Annotated in this window: 3 protein-coding genes and 1 tRNA gene; 3 read left to right on the top strand and 1 reads right to left on the bottom strand. The window is 55.3% G+C overall.

Annotated features, from left to right (window positions below):
• Positions 1 to 938: class I tRNA ligase family protein (locus CW742_RS11300; protein ID WP_292420452.1), on the top strand; the 938-nt coding region annotated here is incomplete at its 5' end.
• Between the two features lie 136 nt (positions 939 to 1074).
• On the opposite strand, the gene CW742_RS11305 is transcribed toward CW742_RS11300, so the two are convergent.
• On the bottom strand, positions 1075 to 1275 hold the full coding sequence (locus CW742_RS11305) for a winged helix-turn-helix transcriptional regulator (RefSeq protein WP_015286427.1): 201 nt from the start codon (positions 1273 to 1275) through the stop codon (positions 1075 to 1077).
• A gap of 272 nt (positions 1276 to 1547) precedes the next feature.
• On the opposite strand from CW742_RS11305, the gene CW742_RS11310 reads away from it, so the two are divergent.
• Both CW742_RS11310 and CW742_RS11315 read left to right on the top strand, forming a co-directional pair.
• Positions 1548 to 1619 (top strand) — tRNA-Cys (locus CW742_RS11310).
• A gap of 106 nt (positions 1620 to 1725) precedes the next feature.
• Positions 1726 to 1959 (top strand): hypothetical protein, encoded by a 234-nt coding sequence (locus CW742_RS11315; protein ID WP_292420453.1) that lies wholly within the window; start codon positions 1726 to 1728, stop codon positions 1957 to 1959.
• Positions 1960 to 2018 lie beyond the last annotated feature (59 nt).

Raw genomic sequence — 2018 nt, forward strand, 5'->3', positions numbered from 1 at the left:
GTTACTATGCACGGGCCACAACGCACATCCCCGAGATCATCAGTCAGGTGGAGCGCCTGGTTGCCCGTGGCGTGGCCTATGTTACGGAGACCGGGGTCTATTTCAACGTGGATTCCTTCGAGCGCAACGGGGAACTGTCCGGCCAGGACAAAACGAAGCGTGTCAGCCGCGTAACCGATACAACAAAACAAAACCCGCTCGACTTTGCGCTCTGGAAGACCGGGGAGTACGGAGAGTACACATGGGATTCCCCCTGGGGCAGGGGACGGCCCGGTTGGCATATCGAAGATACCGCCATCTCCGAGAAGTACTTCGGGCAGCAGTACGATATCCACGGCGGCGGACTCGATCTCATCTTCCCTCACCACGAGGCAGAGATAGCCCAGATGGAATCACTGGAAGGGAAACACCCGATGGTCCGGCACTGGATGCACACGGGTTTCCTCACGGTCAAGGGTGAGAAGATGTCCAAGTCGCTTGGAAACTTCACCACCATCCGCGATGCCCTGAAAAGATGGAACAAGGATATCCTGCGGTATTTCATCCTGCTCTCTCATTACCGGTCCCCGCTCCAGGCAACCGATGAGGGATTTGCCAATGCGGCCAAAGGGCTTGAGCATATCCGGGCAATTGCACGGAACGACAATGGCCCCGATGAGAAAGGCCGGAAAGCCTTCACCGATGCCATGGAGACCGACCTCAATACTCCGATGGCTCTGGCAGCAATCCAACGACTTGCAGCGAGCGGGGATCTCGATGCATTGCGGAAGTACGGTGCGATCCTCGGGATCAATTTTCTCCGGGAGACAAGTGCACCGTTAAGTGTCCTTCACGAGATCCGTGCAGAGCTGCGGGCCAGAAAGCAGTTCGAAGTGGCCGACCTGATCCGCGAGAAGATGGTAGCAGCCGGTATTACGATTACGGACCAGTCGTTGTGAACAAATTCTCATAAAAAGTTTCCAGATCTCCCCCTTTTTCAATACGGATAAAGAGAGATGAGGCCGGGATGCCGGTATCAGCACCGCACCCGGAAGGCCGGGTTTTTCTTACCAGCATGACACATGGGGGGTCGCGTCATACCGTAACCACCTCCTTCGATGGCTGGATAAGGCCGTAGAGGCTCTGCCGGGCATCAATGAAATAGTGACGCTCGATGAGGAATTGTTCTTCCTTGAGCCGGTTCAATGCGTACCGCACAGTCCGGGATGGCAGGGAGGTCTCGCGGATGAGATCCTTCTGTGTCAGCTGGCCACCATTCTCAAGCACTTTGTACACGAGCTTTGCCGATGGCGGCAGGTGCCCGATTCTTCGGATGTTGTTATTCCCGTTTGTGTTTACGACAAAAACGATCCCTCATAGTGGATCACCATAACAACGTAAGAGTTCACAATTGTTAAGTATTTCGATTTCCCCTGCCGGAACTGATCCATCTGGCACCGGGAAATTCCGCGACCCCGGACTTTGCGGCAAAAAATGCCCGTAAATCAGTCCCTAAATAGATCCCTGGCTTACCATGATATGGCACAATTGCGCTGATAAAAAACAATGCCAATGTGGCGGAGTGGCTACGCGGCTGACTGCAGATCAGCTACAACCCGGTTCGAATCCGGGCATTGGCTTTCCGAAAAGGCACGAAGTGCATCGAGGATGAGAAGACCTGCGAAGCAGTTCTTCGAACCGGAATATGGTATCAGAATTACATTCTTGTAACAAGGAGAATTCACAATGCACCGGGGTCTCACAGCGGAAACAAAAGCGCTCCTGATCAACATCGGCAGTGCAGACATCGACCCCTGCCTGCTGCCAGCCGATTTCAGGACAACGGCTACCGCAGGACCGGGGGCCGGCGGAGTCTCATTTTTCCTTCGCTCGGGCGCGCACCGGGTCCGGCTCTCTATAACACCGTATTCCTCCCTGAAGGTGATCCCCGGGAACGAGGGGGTGCCTGGACGGGAGTAGGGCAGGGCAAGTGCGTACGGTACAGTTGCGTCCTCCACCTCGCCCATCCTCGTCACAGC

This window comes from Methanoregula sp. (genome assembly GCF_002835825.1).
Lineage (GTDB): Archaea > Halobacteriota > Methanomicrobia > Methanomicrobiales > Methanospirillaceae > Methanoregula.